Here is a 1,072-nt window from a genome sequence, read left to right as displayed (position 1 = left end):
GGCCAGTGCTTCGTCAATCGAGTTGTCAACCACCTCAAACACCAGGTGGTGCAGGCCGGTGCCGTCAGACGTGTCGCCGATGTACATGCCGGGGCGCTTGCGCACGGCCTCCAGGCCTTCCAGGATCTGGATGGAGCCTTCACCATAGGCTTCGGACGCGCCGGCCTGGTTGGTGTCGATCTTGGGCTGGAAATTGGAGCTTCCCTCGCCTGCGGCGCCGTCGTTGACGTTTACCTGATCGGCTTCGTTCGGTGTGTTTTCTTCAGTCATAGCCAGCTTTATTTCCGATCTTTTCTCGAATTGCTTCGATTTCTTCAATCTCTTGAATGACCAAACCCGCGGAGAGTCGCGGGTCTGGTTGTTGGTTAGCGTGTGGTCGGCGCGTTAAATGCGCATCGGCATCACCACGTATTTAAAGGCTGCGTCGTCGGGGATGGTCAGCAGCGCAGAGCTGTTGGAGTCAGCCAGTTCGATCTTCACCATGTCCTGGTCCATATTGGCCAGCGCGTCGATCAGGTAGGTGACGTTGAAGCCGATTTCGATGGCGTCACCACCGTAGTCGATGTCGAGCTCGTCGACGGCTTCTTCCTGCTCGGCATTGTTGGAGGCCACGCGCAGGGTGCCGGGTTCGATGTTGAGGCGCACGCCCTTGAACTTCTCGCTGGTCAGAATGGCTGTGCGCTGCAGGCTGGCCAGCAGGGGCACGCGGCCCAGGGTGATGATGTTTTTGTGGTTCTTGGGAATCACGCGGTTGTAGTCGGGGAACTTGCCCTCAACCAGCTTGGTGACGAATTCCATGCCCTCAAAGCTGAACTTGGCCTGGTTGCCGGCGAACTGCATCTCGATGGCGCCTTCTTTGTCGCTGAGCAGGCGCTGCATTTCCAGAACGGTCTTGCGCGGCAGGATCACTTCCTGCTTGGGCACTTCAACGTCGAGCGTGGCCGAGGAGAACGCCAGGCGGTGGCCGTCGGTGGCCACCAGGCTCAACTGCTTGCCTTCGGCGACGAACAGGATGCCGTTGAGGTAGTAGCGAATGTCGTGCACCGCCATGGCAAACGAAACCTGGTTGAGC

1 protein-coding gene and 1 pseudogene are annotated in these 1,072 nt (G+C 58.9%); both read right to left on the bottom strand.

The genetic code is table 11. The annotated features are described in order from the left end of the window. Positions 1-270 (bottom strand): annotated as a pseudogene (gyrB, locus tag AC1D1P_RS24105) (DNA gyrase subunit B); the annotation flags it as partial. Between the two features lie 114 nt (positions 271-384). Beyond that, the coding region (gene dnaN, locus AC1D1P_RS24100; protein ID WP_477674757.1) for a DNA polymerase III subunit beta at positions 385-1,072 on the bottom strand (688 nt) is incomplete at its 5' end.

Source organism: Polaromonas sp. P1_E1_2, from assembly GCF_056406035.1.
Note: the sequence above shows the minus strand (reverse complement) of the source record. Positions and strands in the feature narration are given on the sequence as shown.